The sequence below is a fragment of the Allokutzneria oryzae genome (genome assembly GCF_042429765.1).
GTDB classification, from domain to species: domain Bacteria; phylum Actinomycetota; class Actinomycetes; order Mycobacteriales; family Pseudonocardiaceae; genus Allokutzneria; species Allokutzneria oryzae.
Genome location: NZ_JBHLZU010000002.1, coordinates 371,352 through 392,974, shown reverse-complemented (window position 1 = coordinate 392,974; position 21,623 = coordinate 371,352). Strand labels below are relative to the sequence as shown.

Sequence of the window (21,623 nt, the reverse complement as noted above, 5' to 3'; positions counted from 1 at the left end):
GTGAAGCTTGGCACCCGGGGTGCCCGCAGGTGGGGGTCGCCAAACAGGTTCAGCGCGCCGACCAGAACCAGTCGGAGCCGCGGGCGAGGCGGAACGCCTCCTTGCGCTGGTCGGCGGGCAGCCGGTCGATGTAGAGCATGCCGTCGAGGTGGTCGGTCTCGTGCTGCAGGCAGCGGGCCAGCTCGCCGTGACCGCTGACGACGACCGGCTCGTTGTCGACGTCGACGCCCCGCACGGTGGCGAACTTCGCCCTGCGGGTCGGGAAGTTCATACCGGGCACCGAAAGACAGCCCTCGGGACCGTCCTGCTCCGTGGTGGACAGCTCGACGATCTCGGGGTTGATCACGTAGCCGTGCTGCCCGTCGACGAGGTAGCTGAACGCGCGCAGCCCGACTCCGATCTGCGGCGCGGCAAGACCGGCGCGGCCGGGCAGGGTCACCGTCTCCATCAGGTCGTCCACAAGGGACCGGAGCTTGTCGTCGAAGACGGTCACCGGGGCCGACGGCGACTTGAGCACCGGATCACCGAAGTAGCGCAGCGGCCGGACGGCCATCTTTTCCCTCCCTGTCACTGTTTCCGCCCCGCCGCACGGGATCTGCGACGGGGCGGACAGGGAAACCAGACTAGCTCAGGCGACCGCGTGGGTGACCGCGATATTGCCCCTGGTGGCGTTGGAGTACGGGCACACCTGGTCAGCGGACTGGACCAGCTGCTCGGCGACCGCGCGGTCCAGGCCGGGCAGCGTGACGACGAGGTGCACCTGGAGGCCGTAGCCGACGCCCTCGGTCAGCGGTCCGATGCCGACCTCGGCCGCGACGGTCGACCCCTCGGTGCTGATGCTCGCACCCGCGAGCGGTCCTTCGGTGCTCTGCTTCGCCTTGCGGGCGACCAGCTTCAGCGCGCTGTGGAAGCACGCGGCGAACCCGGCGGCGAACAGCTGCTCGGGGTTGGTGCCGTTGCCGGAGCCGCCGAGCTCCACGGGCGGGGCGAGCGCGACGTCGAGCTTGTTGTCGCCGCTGACCGAACGCCCCTCACGGCCGCCGTCGACGGTGGCGCGCGCGGTGTAGATGACCTTGCTGATGCTCACGGGGGCTCCTAGCGGCTGGGGTCGAGAAGAAGCTTGCCGACCGTGCGGCGGGACCGGATGTCGTTGTGCGCCTTGGCAACCTCGGACATCGGGTAGTCGCCGCCGACGATCGGGCGGAGCAGGTCCTGCGCGGCGAGGCCGAACAGCTCGGCGAGCGGGTCGCCGATCATGCCGGGGACCCTGAAGCAGTCGGCCAGCCAGAAACCGATCACGGACTTGGAACCGCGCATCAACGCGGCGGGGATGACCGGCGTCGCGGCCTCCCGCGAAGCCGAGCCGTAGGTGACCAGGCGGCCGAACCGGGCGAGCGCGGCGAGCGAGGCGTCGAAGGTGGGACCGCCGACCATCTCCAGCACGATGTCGACGCGGTTGCCGCCGTTGGCCTCAATCAGCCGGTCCTTCAGTCCCTCGGGCGCACCGTCGACGGCGACGTCCGCGCCGAGCTCGATCGCCTTGGCGCGCTTGGCTTCCGTGGACGCGGTGGCGATGACCCGGCCCGCGCCCCACTGCTTGGCGAGCTGCACGGCGATGGAGCCGACACCTCCGGCGGCCGCGTGCACGACGACGCTCTCGCCCTTGAGCATCCGGGCGGAGGTGCGCAGCAGGTGCCACGCGGTGGTGCCCTGGAGGATCAGCGACAGCGCGGCGCCGTCGCTCACGCCCTCCGGCACGTCGAAGGTGCTCGCCTCGTCCGCGACGGCCCGCTGCGCGTAGCCACCGCCGTGCAGCAGCGCGACGACGCGGCGCCCGTCGGCGGTGCGGCCGACGACCTCGCCGCCGGGGACCAGCGGCAGCGACGCGGGAGCCAGGTAGGAGTTCTCGACCTGGTGGGTGTCGGCGTAGTTGATGCCCGCGCGGTCGACGGTGATCAGGACCTGACCGGGCGCGGCGACGGGCTCGGGAAGGTCGGTCAGGGTCAGCACCTCGGGGCCACCGAACTCGGTGATCTGCACGGCGCGCACGTTGCCACCTCTCGCTGTTCTGTACGGCGTACAGTACACCGTACAGTAGCCGCACCCGCCGGGAGACGTGATGTCCGACAAGCCCACGCGCGCCAGGGCGCCCCGCAACACCCTCAACCCGGAGCTGATCGTCACGACGGCACTGGCGTTGATGGAGGCACAGGGCCTGGAGGCGTTCAGCGTCCGCTCCCTCGCCAAGGAGCTCGGCGTGGGCCCGATGGCGCTCTACACCTACTTCCGCAGCAAGGACGAGCTCTTCGACGCGGTCCGCGACCACCTGCTCGGCGCGCGCAGGCTCTCCGCGGCGCGGGGTCCGTGGCAGGAGCAGGTCCGCACGATCGCGACGGGCCTGCGGCAGCTGCTGCTGGAGCACCCGTGCCTGCTGCGCATCCTGGCGAGCAGGCCGCTGAAGGGCCAGGAGACCGCCGCGGCGACGGAGACCCTGGTGCGCGCGCTGCGCGAGGCCGGGTTCTCCAAGGAGAACGCCGCGCGGGCGCACACGATGCTGTTCACGTTCGTGCTCGGCGCGGCGCTGTGGGAGTCGCAGATGAACGCGGAGAAGCAGGACCGCGAAGGGCGGCGGCGGTTGCGGGCGACGATGGAGTCCTTGTCCGCCGCGGACTACCCGACCGTGGTCGACCTCGCTGACGAGCTGTCCAGGACCAGCGGCGGGGACGCCCAGTTCGACTTCGGTCTGAACGCTCTCATCGCCGGCCTGGAACCGTTGCTGAACTAGGGCGGAGCAGTGCGGCGCTCACCGCGGCCCCGGTCACTGACGCACCTCGACGCGTGTGACGCGAACAACGAGCAGTACGAGGAACGCGGCGGCCACGATCAGGTAAGCGTTGCCGACGAGGTGCTGCCACCACTGGAAGTTCCCGTGCGGGGACATCAGCCGATGCGGTTCGGCGAAGAACACCGCCACCACCGCCAGCCATCCCCAGCTCCGCGTGAGCGCGAGCCCGACCAGCGCGGGCACAACCCAGACCCAGTGCGTCGTCCACGACACCGGCGAGGCCAGCAGACCGGCGACGGCGACGGCGAGCAGCGCCGTCAGGTCGTCACCGCGCCGGCGCAGGCGGGCAGCGACGAACCACGTCGCGGCGACGATCAGCACCACCCCGACCGCCCACAGCGGAACCACGGCGGAGTCCGGCAGCCACGTCCTGGCGAGCACTCCGCGCAGCGACTGGTTGTCCCTGGACCAGGGCGCCCCGATCCGATCGGTCCTGGCGAGAACACCGAACCAATAGGCCATGGAGTCCTTGGGCGCCAACAGGAACCCGGCCGCCGTCGCGCCGAGGAACCCGAGGACCACGGTGCCCGCGGGCCGCCACTGCCGCGCCGCCACGAAGTAGAGCCCGAACGCCGCCGGAGTCAGTTTGATCGCCGCGACCACGCCGATCAGCAGGCCGCGCGGCCACGGCGTCCTCGGCAGCAGGCAGTCTGCGGCGACGGCGACCATCAGCAGCACGTTGATCTGGCCGAGCCACAGCGTCGAGCGCACCGGCTCCACCAGGACGCAGACCACCGTGAACAGCAGGCCCAGCAACCAGTTCCGGCCGAAGTACCGCACGACGACCACGCAGGTCCCAGCCAGCGCGAGCACGGTCAGCAGCGTCAGCACCATCACGGCGCCGGTCATCGGCAGCAGCGCCAGCGGCGCGAAGAGCACGGCCGCGATCGGCGGATAGGTGAACGGCAGCCCGGTGTCGCTGGGCAGATACGGGAAACCACTGCCGTACAAGGCCTGCCCGTTGAGCCAGGCGTCACCGCCCGCCCGGTAGACCTGGAGGTCGATGAACGCTGACCCCCAGGTGAGCAGCGCGGCCAGCACGACCGACGCCGCGAGGGAGAGCAGCGCGTTCCGAGTGTTCACCACGGGTGCCTTCATACAGAGGCTCGGCGCTAGCGTTGCGATCGACCACTCTTTAAAGGGGAGATCGCACCATGCGTGTGTTGATTGCGAGCGCCGGATCCAGGGGCGACGTCGCCCCGTACACCGGCCTGGGCGTTCGGTTGGCGGAGGAGGGGCACGACGTCACCATCGCCACGCACGAGCCGTTCGCGGAGCTGGTGCGCGGCTGCGGACTGGGGTTCCGCGCGCTGCCAGGAGACCCGAGGGAGACGCTGAGGTCGGAGGACGGCCAGCGGTGGTCCCAGGCTAAGTCGTCCTCGATCGGCATGGTGAGGCAGCTGAAGATGCTGGGTTCGCACATGCGCGAGGCGGCGTTCGCCGTCGCCGAGGCCGCCGAAGCGGGCACCGACGTGCTGCTGCTCGCACCCATGGTCAGCCCGATCGGCCACCCGGTGGCGCAGGGCCTTGGCATCCCCAGCGCCGGTGTGTTCCTCAGCCCGGCCTACCCGACCCGCGAGTTCGCCCCGGTGCTGAGCAAGGGCGGCTCGTTCGGTCCGCTCGGCAACGTGCTCGCGGCCCGCGCCATGTCGCGCATCCTGGCCGCCACGTTCGCCTCGGGCGCCAACGCCGTGCGCGAGCGCTACGGACTGCCGAGGTTGTCGCCAGGGCAGGCACTGCGCCAGCAGGACGCGGAGAACTGGCCGGTGTTCCACGGCTACAGCGAGCACGTGATCCCGCGCCCAGCGGACTGGCGCTCCGGCCTTCAGGTCACCGGCTATTGGTGGCCGCACCTCTCGCGCGACTGGCAGCCGCCCACCGAGCTGCTGGAGTTCCTCGACGCCGGGCCGCCGCCGGTGTTCGTCAGCTTCGGCAGCATGGTGCCCGGCGACAGCGAACGCCTCGGACAGCTGGTCGCGACCGCGCTGCGCCAGGCGGGGGTGCGCGGCGTGGTCCAGGCGGGCTGGCTGGGGCTCGACGTCGCTTCGGACGACAACCTGATCACTATCGGCGACGCGCCGCACGAGTGGCTGTTCCCGAGGATGGCCGCGGTCGTGCACCACGCGGGCGCGGGCACCTCGGCGGCGGCGCTGCGCGCGGGCGCACCGGCCGTCCCGGTCCCGGTGCTGGCCGACCAGCCGTTCTGGTCGGGCAGGCTCCACGCGCTCGGCGTGGCCACCCCGCCGGTGCCGATGCGCACGATCACCGCGGACCGGCTGGGCGCCGCCATCCACGCCGCCGTGACCGACCCGCGCTACCGCGAGCGCGCTGAGGCGCTGGCCAAGCTGGTCAACGCCGAAGACGGGGCGACCGGGGTGGTGGAGTTCCTCCGCCGGGTATGACCGCGGTATGCCCCCGGTACAGCGTGTTTAGCGAGCCTTCAGTGCCGATCGGCATCCTGGTCTCAGGGCAGGGGGTGCCAGATGGATTTTCGGGTCCTGGGGGAGCTGGAAGTCGGGGGCGCGCGCGGCCGGATCCCGGTCAACGGGAAGCGGCAGCGCGCGCTCCTGACGATGCTGCTGCTGCGCGCCGGGCGGGTCGTCCCGGTGGACGAGCTCGCGGCGTCCGTGTGGTCGGACCGCCCGCTGGAGAGCGCGCGCAAGCAGGTCAAGATCGCGGTTTCCGCGCTGCGCAAGACCTTCACCGAGTCCGGCGGCGATCCCGGCGTGATCGTCACCAGAGCGCCCGGCTACCTCGTCGAGCTCGACGGCCACCGCGTGGACCTGCGCCGGTTCGAGTCACTGGTCCGCGAGGGCCGCGCGGCGCGGGCCCCTGAGGAGAAGGCGCGCTGCCTGCGCGAGGCGCTGGAGGAGTTCCGGGGGCCGGTCCTGCCGGGCATCGGCGGCGCCGAGATCGAGGCGTGCGCCGCGGTGCTGGAGGAGCGGCGGGCGGAGATCACCGAGGAGTGCGCGGAGCTGGAGCTCGATCTCGGGAGCCACGGCGAGCTGGTCGCCGAGCTGACGCTGCTGTCCGAGCGGTACCCGCTGCGCGAGCGCCTGCGCGGACTGCTCGCGACCGCGCTGCACCGCTCGGGCAGGCAGGCCGAGGCGCTGCGGCTGTTCCAGGACGCCCACGAGGTCATGGCCGAGCTCGGCGCCGAACCCGGCGCGCAGCTGCGGCGGATCGAGCAGCACATCATCGCCGGGACCTCGCCGGAGGTCCGGCCCGCCCAGCTGCCCGCCGACGTCGGCGATCTCGTCGGCCGGATCGCCGAGGCCGACCAGCTGTGCACGACGCTCACCGCGACGACCTCGGGCTACGCGGTGCCGCTCGCGGTGGTCACCGGCGCTCCGGGAACCGGCAAGTCGGCGCTCGCGGTCCGGGTCGGCCACCGGGTGCGCCCGGAGTTCCCGGACGGCCAGCTGCACGTCGACCTCCGCGGCGACTCGGCGACCCCACTGCCCCCGATGGACGTGCTGGGCGGTTTCCTGCGCGCGCTCGGCGCACCTCCCCCGGACACCCTCGACGAGCGCGCGGCGCTCTACCGCAGCGTCCTCGCCGAGCGCCGGATGCTGGTGCTGCTGGACAACGCCGCCGACGAGGGACAGGTCGCGCCGTTGCTGCCGGGCGCCGGCGGCTGCTCGGTGCTGGTGACCTCCCGCAGGCGGCTGACCGGGTTGGCCGGGGCGCACCGCGTCGAGCTGGGCGGCCTGAACGCCCAGGAGGCGCTGGCCCTGCTCGGCGCGCTCGTCGGCGACGGCAGGGTCGCCGCGGAGATGCTGGCCGCGCGGCGGATCGTGTTCCGCTGCGAGGGACTGCCGCTCGCGCTGCGCATCGTGGGGGCCAAGCTCGCCGATCATCCACAGTGGACATTGCAACGCTTGGCCGACCGCCTCGCCGACGACGCGGGGAGGCTGGCGGAGCTGCGGCACGGCGCGCTGGACCTGCGCGAGGCGCTGGAGGGCTGCGTGCGGACGCTCGGCCCGCAGGCGGGCCGGCTGTTCCGCAGGCTGGGGTTGCTGGGGTTCTCCGAGATCACCCCGGTGATCGCTGGGGCACTCGCCGGAGTGAGCTCGGAGAAGGCGGCGGAGCTGCTGGACAGCCTCGCCGCGTCCCGGGTGCTGCTCACCGGTGGCCAGGACCGGTACCGGATACCGGATCTGTTCCGGGTCCTCGCCAGGGAGCACTGCGCACCCGAGGGGGAGGGCAGGCCGGCTCAAGTCGGGCTGGGGGTCCTGACTTGAGCCGACCGCCCTGCGTGCCGGCGACCAGGGCGCACAGATCACCGGCGGCAATATGGTCTTGGAGAATTCCCGCGGAGCTTGCTGTTCCTCGGAATCGATCGAGCGCAAAGCTAGCAGACACCCAATGGCGTCATTATCCTACTGTGACCCGCATCACATCCCGCTTAACCCACATTTAGGGTATGGGTTGCAAAGCTGAAGATAAGCTGACGAAGTTTCATTATTCGATCACGCGCGAATCCCTGAAAGATCCTGGTCTCAGGCTCGCTCCAACGTGAAATCTTCCTCAAGCAAACGTTGGGCAAGCGAATAATGCGACAAGCCCCTCATTTCTACTTACCAGTAAGCGTGCGCCAAGGGATGTGCGCGACGACCCGTTCCCGCAGCTGTTCGTTCATCAACCACAACTCACCAGTAGCGGGCCAGTAGGACAGGTTCTGGTTGTTGACAGGAGCCTCGGTCAACTGCGAAACCGTTTGCCCGGGGACGCCGCCGTGCAAGCAGCTCGGAAGATCGACCGGCTTCCCCGCGTGCTGGACACAAGCGCCGGACACCACGACGTAGCCGTTGTGCGAGACAGCGCCCTGCATGGCCCACACCGGCGACGCGAAAGCCTCCACGGCCCGCACCGACCCGTTGGCCTCCGCCCTGAGCAACCCGGTGGCGGGGTCGATGGGCCACCGCACCAGACGTCCGTTCCCGCCCTTGGCGACGTGCTCGACGGTCACGAAGGAACTGGTCCCACGGTCCAACGACAGGCTCGCCGAACAAGGCTTCTCACCGGTGACCTTGCCGCAGCCGCCGCCCTGGTACCAGTAAGCGCCGACCTGCGGCAGAGCCCACGCGTGGTACCGCGCGGAGAACCGGCCATCACCGTTGCGCCCCACGTGTTCCGGCGCGGTGTCCATGGCCCAGAAGTGCCGCAGGTCGAACACCCGCAAGACGCTCCCCTGCATCAGGTAGAGGTAGTCGCCGTACCACGACAACCCGTCCCCGTGGCTGGAGATGGCCTTGAAGTCCCCACTGAGATGGGGCTCGACCAACAGCACGTGCCGGTAGGCGAGCGTCTTCTCGTCGAGGAATGACACCCGGGTGAAGGTGTCCCCCGGGGTGTGCCAACTCGCCGCGACGATCCGCTTCCCGCCGACGGTCCCACCGGCTTGAGCATCACCGGAACCCGTCAACCCCTGGGGGATCCAGGCGTTCTTGTCGTCATCCTCCCCGTCCTGCCAGCAGAACCCCTTGGGGCCGAGCCCGGCCTTGAGATGGGTGCCATGACAGAGCGGCCGCCCCTTGCGGTTGGCGCTGGCGAGAACATCGTTGAGCCCCTTGGGTCTCAGCTGCGCGTTGCGCTCAAGCGAGTCGATGTTGGCCTTGTAGACGGCAAAGGTCTGGCCTTGCACGTAGACGAACTTGCTCGCGTCGATGCGCGGAAAGGGCACAGCCGCGGTCGCCGGTGTCGCGAGCCCGACCAGAACCAGCGCGAGGACGACAAGAAGCCTGGCAGCGCGCACGGCAGCCTCCATCGTTGACAACCAACGGGATACTCTCACTTCGCGTGATTCTCTCACAACCGGTGGGCGTGGTCAGCCCCCATTGGGCCCAGTGGGCGGGTTTGAGCTGTTCAGCCGCTCAGCACGGAGGGGGTTTCCTTGGGTGGCGCCCTGTCCTTCCAGCGCGCTGAGCATCCGCTCCGGCGGGGTTCCCACGCCAACCACCGTTGCGTGCGCCCACAGTCCGAAGCCCGTCGTGTGTCCTCCCGCCCTCCCAGCAACCCCTTAGCTTTCACAGCAAACCGATCTTTGAACTCAGCCCCGGCAGGCCAACCCACCCAGAAACCCAGCAATGGGCAGCCGTGGTCACCCGTCCAGGACGACGGCACTCACGTGCGGGAGAGCGATCCGGTACCCACCAGCCCACTACCCCGGCACCTCATACCGACCACCGCCGGTCGGCAGCATCGTCTGCCACGCCGTCCGGATATTGCGCCGAGGTTGTCGAGCCGGGTCGACCCAGGAGGGTGGGATGAACACCGGCAGCCCGTGGTCGAACTCGATCTCCCAGTCCCCGTCGTGGATCACCGTGTGGTGATGTCGACACAACAACACCGTGTTGCACAGGGCCGTCGGGCCACCTTCTGACCAGTGGATCACGTGATGGGCATCCGCCCACGCCGCGGGCATCGTGCACCCCGGGAACGCACACCCCTTGTCCCGCACCGCCAACGCGGTGCGCAGGGGCCCGGTGACGGTGCGCTGCGCCTGGCCCACATCCAGGGGAATACCCATGGTGTCCAACACCACCGGGATGATCCTGGCGTCGCAGGCCATCCGCCGGATCGTCTTCGCCGTCATCGGCCCACCCCACGACGCCCACCCGGAGGACAAACCATCACGCAGGTCGGCGTAGTCGATCGTCACGCTGATGTGCGGACGCTCTCCCCCGACCTTCGGCAACTCACCGGCTTGCAGGGCTTGGGTGGTCAACGCGACCAGCGCGTCGGCCTGGCGCTGTTCGGTCGACCGGAGGTCCACATCGCCGTCCTGCGCGGACTCGGGTTTCGACAGGGCGTGGATGGCGGTCCTGAAGGCTTCGCCACCCTCGGGGTCCAGACAGCCGCTGAGATGCACCCACCCCTTCGCGTCCTGGGAGACGCGCAGGAACCGCTTGGCGACGCCCTCGTTCTCCTCCGCCAGCGTCCCGTCCTGGTCCAGGACCGCCCGCAGGTGCTTCCCGGCCTTCTGCAGTTCCTTGTGATTGAGGAAGCGAGCCTGCTCCGCGAGGACCTTCTCCGCGTCATCCATGACTTCCACGGGCAGGTTGGCCGGGAGAGCACGGAGAACGTCGGAGACCGCGAGGGCGTGGTCGAGGGTGATCGCCCCCTCCCGCAGGGCTTGCCGTGTCTCCGGGAGGGCGGGGAGTTCGTGGACCAGGCGGCCGCGTCGGCGAGCCTCGTGCGGGGTGAGGTTCAACACGCCGCGCAGCAAGGCGGCGATGTCGCGGCAGCCGTGCCGCACGTGCAGGCTCCGCTCCTCCGCCTGGGCCGCTAACTCCTGGGAGACCGCCGCGATCAACCTGGAGGCCTTTTCCAGGGCCTGCAACATGGGCAGGATGTCGGCCTCGGGCATCTGGTGCGAGCGGCCGGAGGCGAGGTGGTCGGTGAGGTGGGTGATGTAGTCGTGGGTGTCCAAGGGTTCACCTCCTTTCGGTTTCCATTGAACTCGAACACATGATCGACAGCAAAGTACGAGCGGGTGAAACCGTTGGGGTGAAAGGGAAATCGAAGACGCACCACTCCCCAACCGGGTGACGGGACCGTGCCCGAGCGGCGAGATTGCCAGAACGCCCCGAACCCGGTCCTCTAGCAAACCGCTTGACGACGCGACCGGGACCGGCCAAGAGACGGCCGCGCACGCGGTCCCGCTCGCGGACAGAACTCCATCAACGAGGCAGGCACCGATCGCCCTGGTGACGCAGTCACTGCGCAGGCGATCCCATTGGAGCGAAAGAGGAAACGCAGACGCACCACTCCCCAACCGGGTGACGGAACGGTACCCAAGCGACGAGATTGCCAGAACGCCCCGGACCCGGACCTCCAACGAACCGCTTGACGACGCGACCAGGACCGGCCAAGAGACGTCCGCCCGCTCGCGGACAGAACTCCGTCGACGATGGCAGGCACCGATCGACAGCAAAGCCCGAGCGGGCGAACCCGTTGGAGCGAAAGAGGAAACGAAGACGCACCACTCCCCAACCGGACAACAGGAGCGGGGCGGGAATGACAGGACGCCAAGCTACACAACGGTTCTGGAGGCAACAGCCACGGACTACTCGGCCCTTGGCGCAAGGGGCATCCGCGCCAAGGGCACGACCGGTCCGCTAGGCGTTGTCCTGCTTCACCATGTCGGCGCACTTCTCGCCGATCATCATGGTGGTGATGCACGGGTTCACCGCGATCAGGAACGGCATCACCGAGCCGTCCGCCACCCGCAGGCCCGAGACGCCCTTCACTCGCAGCCGCTCGTCCAGCGGCGACATGGCGTCCGGGCCCATTCGCACCGTCGATGACGGGTGGTACACGGTGTTGTGGGTCTTGCGGATGTAGTCCAACAGCTCGTCGTCGGTCTGCACGTCGGGACCCGGAGCGAGCTCCGCGCCCGCCCACGGAGCCATCGACGGTTGCGACACGATCTTCCGCGCCAACCGCAGTCCGTAGGTCATCACGCGGATGTCGTGCTCGTCGGTGAAGTAGCGCGGATCGACAAGGGGTCGGTCACGGAAGTCCCTGCTCTGCAGGCGGACCGTGCCGAGCGAACGGCTTCTGGTCACGTTCGGCGTCAGGCAGAAGCCGTTCTCCGTCGTCGGGTAGCCGTGCCGCGCCGTGTTGAGGTCGAACGGGACCGAGCCGTAGTGGAACATCAGGTCAGGGCGGTCCAGGCCCTCCTCGGTCGTGGTGAAGACACCGATCTCCCACCACTGCGAGGACTCCGTCGGCATCGGGCGCTTCGCCTCCCACTGGATCACGCCTTCCGGGTGGTCCTGGAAGTTCTCGCCGACGCCCGGCGAGTCCGCGACCACGTCGATGCCGAACTCCGCCAGGTGCGCCGCCGGTCCGACTCCGGACAGCATCAGCAGCTTCGGGCTCTCGATCGCTCCACAGCTGACGATCACCTCACGGCGCGCCGCGACCGTCAGCGTGTGCAGGAGGTCCGGCGCCAGGTACTCCACGCCGGTGCACCGGCGGGACGAGTCGATCACCAGTTTCTTCACGCGGACACCGGTTCGCACCTCCAGGTTGGGGCGCTTGCCGATGATCGGGTGGAGGTAGGAGACCGAGGCCGAGGAACGGGTGTTCTCCGCGTCGGCGTTGATCTGGAACCAGTTCGCGCCGTGGGTGACCGTCGTGCCGGAGTTGAACTGGGTACGCGGAATGCCCACCTCGGCGCACGCTTCGAGCAGGGCGGCGCCGCACTGGTCGGAGGACTTGATCGTGCGGATGTGCACCGGTCCCGTGCGGCCGTGGTGGTCGCCTTCGCCGTCATTGGTCTCAAGGCGTTGGTACAGCGGGAAGACCTCCGCCGCGCTCCAGCCGGTGCAGCCGTTGGCCGCCCACTCGTCCAGGTCCTCCGCCGGGGCCCAGAAGGCGATGCAGGAGTTGTGGGAGGAGCAGCCTCCGAGCACCTTCGCCCGCGCGTGGCGCATGAAGGAGTTGCCGTTGGCCTGCTTCTCCACCGGGTAGTCCCAGTCGTAGCCGGACTCCAGCAGGGCCATCCAGCGGTCCAGGCGCAGGATCGCCTCATCATCCACATCGGACGGTCCAGCTTCGAGCAGGCAGACCGTGACGTCCGGGTCCTCCGACAGGCGTGCCGCCAGCACCGAGCCTGCCGTGCCTCCACCGGCGATCACGTAGTCGAACTCGTCCATCACGATCCTTCCGTTGGTTCACAGGCGTTCTCCGCGCGCACACCCGTCTTGTGTCGCAGCACCAACCAGTAGTAGGCGAACCCGACCAGCGCGACGCCGCCGACGAACAGGAACGCGCCCCACCGCAGGTACCAGTGGTACGGCTCGGTCGGGTTGTAGATCTCCTGGCGGGGCCACATCAGGTTGACGGTCATGCCCAGCCCCCACAGCACGGCCAGGACGTTGACCGGGACTCCCCAGCGCCCCAGGGTGAAACCGGTCTCCGGTGCCGTCCACCGTCCGCGCAGCCGCGCGATCAGCATCGGCACCGTGACCAGCAGGTAGGCCACGTAGATCATGATGATCGCGATGCTGGTGATCACCGCGAAGATCTGCGGCTGGCCGATGTTCACCGCCAGGATGCCCACCGCGAGCGCGCCGCTGATCACGGCGGGGGCGACCGGCGTCCCGAAGCGGGGGCTGACCCTGGCCAGCGTCCTCGATGCGGGGAGGTTGTTGTCCCGCGCCATGGCGAAGGCCATCCGGATGCACGCCGTCTGCACCGCGAGCACGCAGACCGTGATCGCGATGATCACCGTCCAGAGGAAGATCTTGCCGACCGTCGGGCCGAGCACGTCCAGGATCACGTACTGGAGCCCGATCGTGGTCAGCTCCTCCGCGTTGATGTCCTTCACCGCCATCAGGGCGAACAGCAGGATCAGCCCGCCGAGGAAGAACGAGGCGACCAGCGCGCGCAGGATCGCCTTCGGCGCGTTCCGGCGCGGGTTGAGCGACTCCTCACCGAGCGAGGCCGCCGTGTCGAAGCCGTACATCACGTAGGCCGAGGCCAGCGACGCCGTCAGGAACGCGCCGAGGTATCCCAGCGAGTTCCCGGCTCCGGTGCCGTGGGTCTCGGTCACCACCTCCGGGCCGCGCGTGATGTTGGCGGCCAGCACGATGATCAGCAGCACCGCCGCGATCAGCTCGATGAACACGCCGGCGCTGTTGATGCGGGCCATCAGCTTCACACCGAAGGCGTTGACCACGGTGGTGAACAGGATCAGCAGCGCGCCGAGCACCACCGCGTTGGTCGCGCTGTCAGTGGCGTTGCTGCCGGTGCCGACCAGCTGGAAGACCGAGGAGATCTGCGGCAGCGTCTGCTGGTAGGCCAGCGCCACCGCCGCGATGCTCACGACCGACGCGGTGAGCATCATCCAGCCCGCCAGCCAGGCCACGTGCGGGTTGCTCAACCGCTTGGCCCAGTTGTAGATCGAGCCCGCGACCGGGTAGCGGCCCGCCAGCTCGGCGAAGCACAGCGCCACCATCAGCTGACCGACGAAGACCATCGGCCACGACCACCAGTAGGCCGGGCCACCCTGGCCCATGCCCAGGTAGAACAGCTGGAACGTGCCAGTGAGGATCGAGATGTAGCTGATCCCCGCCGCGAAGGTGTGGAAGATCCCCAGTGTGCGTTTGAGCTCTTGTTTGTACCCGAACTGCGCGAGTCCCGTGTCCTCCGAACTCTCTGCCACGTGTTCTCCGCCCCGACTCGGTTGAACCCACTATGGACAGCTGAGATCCCTTGCAGGGAACCGTTTTCAGCTCCCGGAGAACCAGTTCTGCGGCTCCGGCCTGAGGTTCTGCCAGATGTGCTTGGTCTCCCGGTACTCGTCGAGTCCGCTCGGGCCGAGCTCTCGGCCCACGCCGGACCGCTTGAAACCGCCCCATTCCGCCTGCGGCACGTAGGGGTGGTAGTCGTTGATCCACACGGTCCCGTGCCGCAGCCGTGCCGCGACCCGCTGCGCCTTGCCCGCGTCGCTGGTCCACACCGCTCCGGCCAGACCGTAGAAGGTGTCGTTGCCGATGCGCACGGCGTCGTCCTCGTCGGTGAACCGCTCCACTGTCAGCACGGGACCGAAGGACTCGTCGCGCACCACAGACATTCCGGAGCGGCACTCGTCCAGAACCGTTGGCGGATAGTAGAAACCGGGTACCTCCGGAGCCTTTCCGCCGCAGCGCAGCACCGCGCCTTCCGCGACACCAGCGGCGACATACGCCTCGACCTTCGCCCGATGCGCCTCCGAGATCAGCGGTCCGGTCTCCGCGTTGTCGTCGAACGGGCCGCCGAGGCGGATCCGCTCGGCACGGCGGACGATCTCGTCGACGAAGCGGTCGTGCAGCTCGTCCTGGACGATCAGCCGCGCTCCCGCCGAGCAGACCTGGCCGGAATGCAGGAAAACCGCGGTCAGCGCGTAGTCGACGGCGGTCTCGAAGTCCGCGTCCGCGAAGACGATGTTGGGGTTCTTGCCGCCGAGCTCCAGCGCCACCTTCTTCACCGTCGCGGCGGCGGAGGCCATGATGCGCTGCCCCGTGGCCAGCCCACCGGTGAAGGACACCAGGTCCACGTCGGGATGCTCGGACAGCGGCGCCCCCGCCTCCGGCCCCGCGCCGAGCACCAGGTTGGCGACCCCGGCGGGCAGTCCCGCCTCCTCAAGCACCTTCATCAGCAGGATCGCCGTGGAGGGGGTGAGCTCGCTCGGCTTGAGCACGAAGGTGCAGCCCGCCGCCAACGCGGGCGCGACCTTCCACGCCGTCTGCAGCAGCGGGTAGTTCCACGGTGTGATGAGTCCGCACACGCCAACGGGTTCGTGCACGACGCGACTGAGCACGTCCGGGTTGTTGGCGTCGACGACGCGGCCCGACTCCGTGCCGACCTGCGCCGCGAAGTAGCGGAAACAGGCCGTCACGTCGTCGATGTCGTACTCGCTCTCCACCAGGCGTTTGCCGGTGTCCAGCGACTCCGCGCGGGCGAAGTCCGCCTTGTCGCGCTGGAGCAGGTCAGCGACCTTCAGCAGCAGCCTGCCGCGCTCCACCGCCGGTGTGCGCGGCCACGGCCCCTCGTCGAAAGCCGTTCTGGCAGCCGCGATCGCGGCCTCGGTGTCCTCGCGGGTCGCTTCATCCACAGTGGACACAAGCGTGTGGTCGGCCGGACATCGGATCTCACGCCGGTTCCCGGCGCTCGCCGACACCCACCTGCCCCCGACGTACAGCTCAGGCATCGGATGTCCCTTCTTCCGGGATCCGACCCTAGCCCAGGCCGCGAGCGGCCCGCCGCGTCAGAACGGCTGAACTGAGGAATTCTTCACATCAGCCCCAGCTCAGCGGGAACACCCGACTACCGGCTGTCCGCCGTCCGTTCGACAACCCACTTGTGGAACTCGCCGATGTGGTGCTCACTCGGCACCAGGACCCCGCCCTCGCGGTAGGCGCGGGAGTCCATCGCGGGCTGACACCGTTCGCACGCGTCGAAATCCTGCTGGTTGACACGGTGGAAGAGCTCGACGGAGCGGGAGACGTCGCGGCCCCGCTCCACGACCTCCTTGGAGTAGAGCCAGTCGCACTCCACCACCGTGCGGTCGGCGGCGAGCGGGAACATGCGGTGGATGATGACGTGGTCGGGCACCATGTTGACGAACACCTGCGGTTTGATGGTGATCGCGTAGTAGCGCCGGTCCTGGTCGTCGGCGATCCCGGGCAGCCGGCCGAAGCCCTCGCTGCCGTCGACGGTGAAGCCCTTGGCCTCCTCGGCGAACTCGGCTCCATGACCGACGTAGTACTGCGCGGCGTAACCGTCGGCGAACTCCGGCAGGACCTCGGTCAGCTCGGGGTGGATGGTGGCGCAGTGGTAGCACTCCATGAAGTTCTCGACGATGAGCTTCCAATTCGCCCTCACGTCATAGGTGATCCGCCGTCCCAGGGTCAGCGTGTCCACCTCGTAGCGGTCGAGGGACTCCGAGTCGCCGAGTCGGTCGACCACCTCGCGCAACACGGTGTCCTCGAACGACGGCGGCTCGTCGGCAAGGCACAACCACACATAGCCCAGCCATTCCTTCAGATGCACGTTGACCAGGCCGTAGGTCGTGCGGTCGATGTCCGGCATCTTCGTCAGGTTCGGCGCGGCGATCAGCTTGCCGTCCAGGTCGTAGGTCCACGCGTGGTACGGGCACTGGAAGTTGCGCCGCACCTCCCCGCTCTCCTCGACGCACAGCTTCGCGCCGCGGTGGCGGCAGATGTTGAGGAACGCGCGCAGCCCGCCGGAGCGGTTGCGCGTGATCATCACGCTCTCGCGTCCTATTTGGACAGTTCGGAACGCGCCCGGTTTGGCGAACTCGTCACAGCGCGCCGCGCAGAACCACATCCGCTCGAAGATGCGCTCCTGTTCGCGCCGGAAGTTCTCCGGGTCGGTGTAATCGCGGCCGGGCAGGGTCGGGATCAGCGATGGGGGCAGGCCCGTGGTGGTCATGCGAAGCTCCTGCTCGGGTCGAACAGCGCGATCGGGTGCTCGGTGCGGCCGTCGAGGGCGAGGTCGGCCAGGATCTCGCCGACGACGGGGACGAACTTGAAGCCGTGCCCGGAGAACCCGCAGGCGACGGTGACTCGCTCGTGCGCGGGGTGCCGGGCGATCACGAAGTGCTCATCGGGGGTCGTGGTGTACATGCACGTCGCCGCGCGGAGGAACTTTCCCGGCAGGTTCGGGATTCGCGTGGCCATGTGAGCAGCCATCGCGTCGATCTCGTCCTGGTACACGGTGCGGTCGATGGTGTCCGGGGTGCACAGCACGCCCTTGCGGAAGAACGCGACCTTCGCGCCTCCGGAAGGGCCGTCGTGCGCGGGGAATCCGTAGACCTGCACGCCCTCGGCGTTCTCCCAGATGTAGATCGGGTGGTGGCTGTGGTCGAACTGCGCGACTCCACCTGCCGGGTCGAACCAGTACTGGATCTGGCGCTCGATGGCGAACGGCACGTTGAGGTCCGCCAACAGATCCGGAGCCCATGCGCCGGGACAGATCACCAGCTCCCCCGCCTCATAGGTCCTCTTCGCGGTGACGACACGCACTCCGTCCGAAGTGGACTCGAATGCCACCATCGGCTCTTCGAAGTGGATGTCCGCGCGAGCGGCGGCGAGCTGGAGGTGGGCGGTGACCGTCTCCTCTGGACGGACGAATCCGGCACGAGCCTCGTACAGCGCGACTTCGTCCGGCTCTGGCGTCAGTGTGGGAAACCGTCTTCGGATCTCGTCGGCGTCCAACATCTCGTGCGGAAGGCCCCACTGTTGCGCGGACAGCAGGCTGCCCGCGACGGTCTTGCTCAACGGCGGGCCGACCATGACCCCGCCGGTCATCGACAGCAGATCGCGCCCGGAGTCCCGCTCCAGCTTCTCCCACAGCTCGTACGCCCGTAGCAGCAACGGAACGTAGGCGGGGTCCTCGAAGTAAGACTGCCGGATGATCCGCGAGCCGCCGTGACTGGAGCCATTGGCGTGCGCGGGGCCGAACCGCTCCAGCCCGAGCACGCGCGCTCCTCTGCTCGACAGGTGATGTGCCGCCGCACTGCCCATTCCACCGAGTCCAGCGACGATGACGTCGTACATCGGTTCTCCTCCGGTCAGCGACGGATGCGGGTCATCTCCGGGTCGAACAACGGTTCGGCGGCCACGGTCGCCCGGTAACGGCTGCCGAAGTAGCCGATCTCGACGGGGGTACCGGGCTGCGCGAGCGTCGTAGGCAACCACGCGTAGGCGATCGGCTTGTCGATGGTGTACCCGTACGCGGCGCTGGTCACGTATCCGACGACTTCGCGTTTGCTGTACACCGGTTCCTTGCCCAGCACGACGTGTGTGCGGTCGTCGAGCGTCAGGCACACGAGCCGTCGGCGTGGCTCTGTGCGGTCCACGAGTGCGTCACGTCCGATGAAGTCGCCCGCGTCCATCCGCACCGCGAAGCCGAGACCCGCTTCGTACGGATCGTGCTCCGGCGTCATGTCGGTCCCCCACGCGCGATAGCCCTTCTCCAGCCGAAGACTGTTGAACGCACTGCGCCCGGCTGCGATCACGCCGTGCTCCTGACCGGCTTCCCACAACAGGTCCCACAGCCGCTGTCCGAGATCCGCGCTGGTGTAGAGCTCCCAGCCCAGTTCGCCCACATAGGACAGTCGCATCGCGGTGACCGGAACGTTGCCGAGGTAGGCGTGCTTCGCCTTGAAGTAACCGAATCCCTTGTGCGAGAAGTCAGAACTGGTCAGCGGCTGGACGAGATCCCGCGCGAGCGGCCCCCACACCCCGACACAACACGTGCCCGCGGTGATGTCCCGGATCTGCACCGAACTGTCCGGCGGCAGGTGGCGGTTCAGCCAGTCCAGGTCCAGGTTTCCGTTGGCGCCAACCTGGAACCGGTCGGCCGCGAGTCGAGCCACGGTGAGGTCGCTGCGGACTCCGCCGGTGCGGTCGAGCAACAACGTGTAGGTGACCGCGCCAGGCTTCTTGGCGAGGTTGTTGGTGGTCATCCGTTGGAGGAACTCCAGCGCGCCAGGCCCTGCCACTTCAAGCCGTTTGAGCGGGGTCATGTCGTAGAGGGCGACCTTCTCCCGCGTGTGCCTCGCCTCGGCGGCGGCGATCGGCGACCAGTACCGCGCCGACCACGAGTCCCGCCCCGGCAGGTCTAGCCCCTCGGCGAGGTTCGCGTTCGCCGAGTACCAGTGCGGCCGCTCCCATCCCGCCGCTTCGAGGAACACCGCGCCGAGCTCGCGTTGGCGGGTGTGGAACGGGCTCACCCGGAGCGGACGCGGCGACTCCATGGGTTGCGACGGGTGCAGGATGTCGTAGACCTCGACGAAGTTCTGGCAGCCCCGCTCGGCGATGTAGTCCGGAGCGAGCTGGACCTCCTCGAAGCGGTGCACGTCGCACTCGTGCAAGTCCACTGTGGACTGCCCGTGCACCAGCCACTCCGCGACGGCCTCGGCCACACCGGCGGAGTGCGTGACCCACACGGCTTCGGCCAACCAGAAGCCGCGCACCTCACGGGACTCGCCGAGCAGCGGGAACCCGTCCGGTGTGAACGAGAAGATCCCGTTGAACCCCTCGTCCACCTTGGCTTCGGCGAGCGCGGGCAGCAGTCGCTGACAGTCCTGCCACGGCCCGGCGAAGTCCGCCTCGGTGAACTCCAGCATCGAGGGCATCTGCCCGGTGTCGCTGAGGTCGTCGAGGTCGACGGGCATCGGCCGGTGCGCGTAGGAACCGATGCCGATGCGGTCGTGGTGCTCGCGGAAGTACAGGTCGCGGTCCTGGTGCCGCAGGATCGGCCGACCGGCCTCGCGCGAGGCGTCCAGCCCGGCGACCTGGGTAGTGCGGACATATTGGTGCGCAAGGGGAATCAGCGGCACGGTCATGCCGACCATCGCGCCGACGCGCTGTCCCCAGAACCCGGCGGCGGAGACCACGATGTCGGCGGGGAACGTGTCGTGCTCCGTGCGAACACCGGCGACTCGGCCGTTCGCCTGGAGGATCTCGACCACCGGCTGGCCACCGAGGAACACCGCGCCGCGCGCCATCGCCCGCCGCGCCTGGGCTTCTCCGGCACGCACGGCCTTCGCCAACCCGTCGTCGGGGGTGTGGAACCCGCCGAGCACCTGGTCGGCGTCGAGCATCGGCCACAGCTCCAGGCACTCCCTCGGCGAGAGCAGCTCGCTTCGCACACCCCACGCCTGGGCGAAGCCGTGCCGCCTTTCCATCTCGGCCAACCGCTCCGGGGTCGTGGCCAGCTCCAGGCCGCCGACCTGGTTGAACGCCCCGTCGAGCGCGGCGAGCTTGCGCACCGTGTACGCGGCGAAGGACGTCATGGTCTTGGACGGGTTGGTCTGGAACACCAGGCCGGGCGCGTGCGAGCTGGACCCGCCCGTGGCGAACAGCGGCCCCTGGTCGAGCACGGTCACGTCGGTCCAGCCGCGCGCGGTCAGCTCGTCCGCCAGCGAGCAGCCGACGATCCCGGCCCCGATCACGATCACCTTGGGGGGCATCAGAACACCACCACCGAACGCAGGACTCTGCCGGAGTGCATCCGCGCGAAGGCGTGCTCGACCTCGTCAAGGCCGATCGTCTCGGTGACGAAGGCGTCGAGGTCGAGCTTGCCGCTGAGGTAGAGGTCGATGAGCATCGGGAAGTCCCTGCTGGGCAAGCAGTCCCCGTACCAGCTGGACCTGAGCGCGCCACCACGGGAGAACAGGTCGATCAGCGGCAGGTCGATGGTGATCTCGGGGGTGGGGACGCCGACCTGGACGACCGTGCCCGCGTGGTCGCGCATGTAGAACGCCTGCCGGTAGGTCTCGGCGATGCCGACGGCCTCGATCACCACGTCCGCGCCGTGACCACCGGTGAGCTCACGAACCGCTTCCACCGGGTCGGCCGTGCGGGAGTTGACCGTGTGTGGCGCCGAAACCCATTGCCGCGTCGAGCTTCGCGTCATCGACGTCCACCGCCGCGATCAGCCGTGCCCCGGCGACAGCGGCCCCGGCCACGGCGGCGTTGCCGACCCCGCCACAGCCGATCACCGCGACGGTGTCGCCCCTGCTCACCGTGCCGGTGTTGACCGCGGCACCGAACCCGGCCATCACCCCGCAGCCGATCAGCCCTGCCGCCTCCGGGCGCGCGGCCTTGTCGACCAGCACGCATTGTCCACTGTGGACCAGGGTCTTCTCCGCGAACGCGCCGATGCCCAGCGCCGGGCTGAGCGGCGTGCCGTCGGCCAGCGTCATGGGCTGCGTCGCGTTGCGGCTGTCGAAGCAGTACCAGGGCCTGCCACGGCGACAGGACCGGCAGCCGCCGCACGGCGCCCGCCACGCGATCACCACGTAGTCGCCGGGAGCCAGGTCGGTCACGTCCGGCCCGACCGACTCCACCAGCCCGGCCGCCTCGTGGCCGAGCAGGAACGGGAACTCGTCGTTGATGCCGCCGTCGCGGTAGTGCAGGTCGGTGTGGCAGACCCCGCAGGCCAGCACCTTCACCACCGCCTCACCGGGACCCGGGTCCGGGACGACGATCGTCTCGACCCCGACCGGCTCGTTGCGCTTGCGCGCCACGACGGCGCGAACCTCCTGCGGCACTGGCTTTCTCCGTTCCGTGGTGGACGTCATGTCGGAATCGAGGTTTGAAGCTCGTGCGGAGTGGGAATCGCGCGCGGGCGCGCGACTAAGAAACAAGGCCGTTCCGGCCGGGGATACAGGGGTTTGTTGCGCATGGTGCGCGGTGTTGTGCGATTGGAGACACCATGGGTCCCACCGCAGGCCGTGTCAAGACCCGCC

At 69.0% G+C, this 21,623-nt stretch carries 15 protein-coding genes and 1 pseudogene; 3 read left to right on the top strand and 13 right to left on the bottom strand.

The genetic code is table 11. The features are described 5' to 3' along the window. Positions 1-49 precede the first annotated feature (49 nt). The 3 genes from def to ACFFQA_RS02205 form a co-directional block, all read right to left on the bottom strand. Positions 50-553, bottom strand: a complete 504-nt coding sequence (def, locus tag ACFFQA_RS02215; RefSeq protein WP_377849820.1) for a peptide deformylase — start codon at positions 551-553, stop codon at positions 50-52. Positions 554-628: 75 nt separating this feature from the next. Continuing rightward, positions 629-1,081, bottom strand: a complete 453-nt coding sequence (locus ACFFQA_RS02210; protein WP_377850204.1) for an organic hydroperoxide resistance protein — start codon at positions 1,079-1,081, stop codon at positions 629-631. Positions 1,082-1,095: 14 nt separating this feature from the next. Beyond that, positions 1,096-2,049 carry a quinone oxidoreductase family protein gene (locus ACFFQA_RS02205; RefSeq protein ID WP_377849818.1) on the bottom strand — a complete coding sequence of 318 codons (954 nt, stop codon included), beginning with the start codon at positions 2,047-2,049 and terminating at the stop codon, positions 1,096-1,098. 70 nt (positions 2,050-2,119) lie between these two features. On the opposite strand from ACFFQA_RS02205, the gene ACFFQA_RS02200 reads away from it, so the two are divergent. Then, positions 2,120-2,785 (top strand): TetR/AcrR family transcriptional regulator C-terminal domain-containing protein, encoded by a 666-nt coding sequence (locus tag ACFFQA_RS02200; protein ID WP_377849816.1) that lies wholly within the window; start codon positions 2,120-2,122, stop codon positions 2,783-2,785. A gap of 33 nt (positions 2,786-2,818) precedes the next feature. Here ACFFQA_RS02200 and ACFFQA_RS02195 read toward each other — a convergent pair whose 3' ends face one another. Next, a complete protein-coding gene (locus ACFFQA_RS02195) occupies positions 2,819-3,928 on the bottom strand; it encodes a glycosyltransferase 87 family protein (protein WP_377849815.1) in 1,110 nt (369 codons plus the stop codon). A 71-nt stretch (positions 3,929-3,999) separates the two neighbouring features. Between ACFFQA_RS02195 and ACFFQA_RS02190 the strand changes: the two genes are divergently transcribed. Both ACFFQA_RS02190 and ACFFQA_RS02185 read left to right on the top strand, forming a co-directional pair. Continuing rightward, complete coding sequence (locus tag ACFFQA_RS02190; RefSeq protein ID WP_377849814.1) at positions 4,000-5,247, top strand: glycosyltransferase; 1,248 nt, start codon at positions 4,000-4,002, stop codon at positions 5,245-5,247. A gap of 81 nt (positions 5,248-5,328) precedes the next feature. Next, on the top strand, positions 5,329-7,089 hold the full coding sequence (locus ACFFQA_RS02185; protein WP_377849813.1) for an AfsR/SARP family transcriptional regulator: 1,761 nt from the start codon (positions 5,329-5,331) through the stop codon (positions 7,087-7,089). A 332-nt stretch (positions 7,090-7,421) separates the two neighbouring features. On the opposite strand, the gene ACFFQA_RS02180 is transcribed toward ACFFQA_RS02185, so the two are convergent. The 9 genes and pseudogenes from ACFFQA_RS02180 to ACFFQA_RS02140 all read right to left on the bottom strand — a co-directional run bounded on the left by ACFFQA_RS02180 (position 7,422) and on the right by ACFFQA_RS02140 (position 21,425). Further along, entirely contained in the window at positions 7,422-8,603 is a 1,182-nt protein-coding gene (locus tag ACFFQA_RS02180) for a hypothetical protein (protein ID WP_377849812.1), read from the bottom strand. Positions 8,604-9,008: 405 nt separating this feature from the next. Then, positions 9,009-10,280 (bottom strand): HNH endonuclease signature motif containing protein, encoded by a 1,272-nt coding sequence (locus tag ACFFQA_RS02175; protein WP_377849811.1) that lies wholly within the window; start codon positions 10,278-10,280, stop codon positions 9,009-9,011. Between the two features lie 688 nt (positions 10,281-10,968). Continuing rightward, complete coding sequence (locus ACFFQA_RS02170) at positions 10,969-12,516, bottom strand: GMC family oxidoreductase (protein WP_377849810.1); 1,548 nt, start codon at positions 12,514-12,516, stop codon at positions 10,969-10,971. Further along, positions 12,513-14,024: an APC family permease gene (locus tag ACFFQA_RS02165; protein WP_377849809.1), complete on the bottom strand. Its 1,512-nt coding sequence runs from the start codon at positions 14,022-14,024 to the stop codon at positions 12,513-12,515. Before ACFFQA_RS02165 ends, ACFFQA_RS02170 begins: the two co-directional genes overlap by 4 nt. A 66-nt stretch (positions 14,025-14,090) precedes the next feature. Next, complete coding sequence (locus tag ACFFQA_RS02160; RefSeq protein ID WP_377849808.1) at positions 14,091-15,551, bottom strand: aldehyde dehydrogenase family protein; 1,461 nt, start codon at positions 15,549-15,551, stop codon at positions 14,091-14,093. Positions 15,552-15,667: 116 nt separating this feature from the next. Next, complete coding sequence (locus ACFFQA_RS02155; RefSeq protein ID WP_377849807.1) at positions 15,668-16,795, bottom strand: aromatic ring-hydroxylating oxygenase subunit alpha; 1,128 nt, start codon at positions 16,793-16,795, stop codon at positions 15,668-15,670. Continuing rightward, entirely contained in the window at positions 16,792-17,922 is a 1,131-nt protein-coding gene (gene solA / locus ACFFQA_RS02150; protein ID WP_377849806.1) for an N-methyl-L-tryptophan oxidase, read from the bottom strand. Before solA ends, ACFFQA_RS02155 begins: the two co-directional genes overlap by 4 nt. Positions 17,923-17,936: 14 nt before the next feature. Then, positions 17,937-20,342: a GcvT family protein gene (locus ACFFQA_RS02145; RefSeq protein WP_377849805.1), complete on the bottom strand. Its 2,406-nt coding sequence runs from the start codon at positions 20,340-20,342 to the stop codon at positions 17,937-17,939. Continuing rightward, positions 20,342-21,425, bottom strand: a pseudogene (locus ACFFQA_RS02140) (S-(hydroxymethyl)mycothiol dehydrogenase). Before ACFFQA_RS02140 ends, ACFFQA_RS02145 begins: the two are co-directional and overlap by 1 nt. Between the last annotated feature and the right edge of the window lie 198 nt (positions 21,426-21,623).

What these genes read in the sequence shown, in the direction of transcription:
- ACFFQA_RS02200 (WP_377849816.1), top strand. Translation starts at nt 2,120, where the DNA reads ATGTCCGACAAGCCCACGCGCGCCAGGGCGCCCCGCAACACCCTCAAC.
- solA (WP_377849806.1), bottom strand. Translation starts at nt 17,922, where the DNA reads ATGTACGACGTCATCGTCGCTGGACTCGGTGGAATGGGCAGTGCGGCG.
- def (WP_377849820.1), bottom strand. Translation starts at nt 553, where the DNA reads ATGGCCGTCCGGCCGCTGCGCTACTTCGGTGATCCGGTGCTCAAGTCG.
- ACFFQA_RS02185 (WP_377849813.1), top strand. Translation starts at nt 5,329, where the DNA reads ATGGATTTTCGGGTCCTGGGGGAGCTGGAAGTCGGGGGCGCGCGCGGC.
- ACFFQA_RS02160 (WP_377849808.1), bottom strand. Translation starts at nt 15,551, where the DNA reads ATGCCTGAGCTGTACGTCGGGGGCAGGTGGGTGTCGGCGAGCGCCGGG.
- ACFFQA_RS02190 (WP_377849814.1), top strand. Translation starts at nt 4,000, where the DNA reads ATGCGTGTGTTGATTGCGAGCGCCGGATCCAGGGGCGACGTCGCCCCG.
- ACFFQA_RS02155 (WP_377849807.1), bottom strand. Translation starts at nt 16,795, where the DNA reads ATGACCACCACGGGCCTGCCCCCATCGCTGATCCCGACCCTGCCCGGC.
- ACFFQA_RS02145 (WP_377849805.1), bottom strand. Translation starts at nt 20,342, where the DNA reads ATGCCCCCCAAGGTGATCGTGATCGGGGCCGGGATCGTCGGCTGCTCG.